Here is a 2,048-nt window from a genome sequence, read left to right on the forward strand (position 1 = left end):
GAAGTAGAAGAAGTGCTAAACCAGAAAGACATTCCATTAGAAGATCGACTTCAAACTGCTCTTGATTATATACCGGCTCCAATTTTAAATGATGGAGAAGGATCGGATCGATATCGCAAATTTGTGATTAAAAATTTATTGATTGATATTTTCAAAGAGCTGGGAGGAACGTAATGTGCTAAGAGATGAAGGGTATAGAATAACAGTTAAGCTAAAGGTTAATGGGGAAGAAAAAATGGTTGATATCCGAACAGCAGATACGCTGCTTTACGTATTAAGAGAAAAGCTGGGCCTTACCGGAGCAAAACCAGGCTGTTTAAATGGAGACTGCGGAGCTTGTACAGTAGGGATAAATCAGCGGCCAATGAAATCCTGCCTCATGTTAGCGGCAGAAGCAGAAGAGAAAGAAATAATGACTATAGAAGGACTGAAGAGTTCACCTATGCAAAAAGCTTTTATTGAACATTTTGCTTTTCAGTGCGGTTATTGTACATCGGGTTTTATTATGAATGCTCATTTGCTTTCCAAACGCCATCCTTCAGGCAGTGACGATATTATAAAGGAGTGGTTAGCTTCCAATATATGCAGATGTACAGGGTATAAAGAAATTGAAGACGCAGTAAAATCTGTTTTACACTTTTCTGAGCGCGAGTGAGAAAAGAAAAAGCAGAATTAGAATAACACTTACACGTGTTTAGAATAGTATGTGCTAAGGGTGTGGAGAATGTGGAATGGAAAAGCGGCTTTGACAAAGAAAGGGAACTTATCTTTGCCATTCAACGAGATCTTGATGTAGTAACAGCCATATTATTATTAACTGGCCAAATAACAATTATAGGARTATTTGTGACACCCGGAGCTTTTCGTGTTTCAGTAGGCGGACCTATTACAGGAACCAGTCGCATCGAAGGAAAAGACGGAAATGTGGGAATTAATATTATTATTGATATGATTGATGTGTTTCTTGCGGCTTTGCTGCTTAATAACCAGATCAATGTGTCGGGCGCCTTTATTTCTTCTGGAAGGTTTACCATTAACGTAAGCGGACCTATTTTTGGCGTTCCCAAAACAGAACCTGCATTAAGTGAACTGAATCAATCCTCTCAGTTTTTTCATCGTACCGTATCAAAACATTTTTATGTAAATCCTGACTTAGTTGAAAAATTTACAAAGGACTGATTAAAATGTCATTAACGGATATACCTACAGTAAGACCTTCAGAGACGAGTATTTTTCTTATCGCCCTGCCGCTTATTATTTTTATCTTTTTCTTTACTCAGCCAAAAGCATCAGATGTTAAATAATCATGTAGCATAATGGGTGTTTTATCCTTGGGCACACAAGCTGCTTATTTTTCTGTTCATATCATTGCCCCTTCATTCATTAAGCCCCTAACGCTTTTCTTTTCTGTCATGTTTCATTAAAATGAACATAAACATGTATGTAGAGAAAAGAATAATGTAGTGTTTCCTAACGTTATAAAATAGCTTACTATACGAAGAAAGCGTCTATAATAAAAGAAATGAACCTTTTGCGTGGTCAGCTGACGATGCTTTTTATTTTTACAAACTGCAGTGAAGGCAGAAAGGAGAGAATTCGATGAGTTTGCGCGAGCGGCTGCTGTATGTAGCGGAACATTATAAACAAATGGGTGGAGACGTACTTGTAAAACATGAAATAGAAAATATGCTTACACGCAGGCTTCCGATTTCTCTTTATCGATTGGAGCATATAAATCGAGAAGAAATGCGTATATCGGGACACCACGCTGAAACATTTCCTTACGTGACCCTTGCGAATAAGAATATAGAGAGTGACGTGATGGTCGCGTATTTATTCAGTGAAGACGGTCAGCGTATTTACTTAGTCATGATGAGAGGAGACTCAGAAGAAGGAACAGATCTGAAAGACATTCGATTTTTTACTCCTGAACATACCCGCGTATTGAAAGATAATCATATTGYCATTGGTACAAGCATGGAAGCGAAAAGCTWTGAGGATAGAGTAGCTCTTTACCTTCCTTACAATATAGCAGACTTACCTAGCAA

General features: G+C 37.9%; 3 protein-coding genes. All 3 read left to right on the forward strand.

What is annotated here, in order from left to right; genetic code table 11:
* Positions 1–175: 175 nt before the first annotated feature.
* Positions 176–655, forward strand: a complete 480-nt coding sequence (locus AC1DRF_RS24765) for a (2Fe-2S)-binding protein (protein ID WP_034651629.1) — start codon at positions 176–178, stop codon at positions 653–655.
* A 35-nt stretch (positions 656–690) separates the two neighbouring features.
* Positions 691–1,179: a hypothetical protein gene (locus AC1DRF_RS24770; RefSeq protein WP_477741938.1), complete on the forward strand. Its 489-nt coding sequence runs from the start codon at positions 691–693 to the stop codon at positions 1,177–1,179.
* 420 nt (positions 1,180–1,599) lie between these two features.
* Positions 1,600–2,048: MrcB family domain-containing protein (locus AC1DRF_RS24775; protein WP_477741939.1), on the forward strand; the 449-nt coding region annotated here is incomplete at its 3' end.

It is taken from the genome of Priestia sp. P5_B4 (assembly GCF_056400385.1).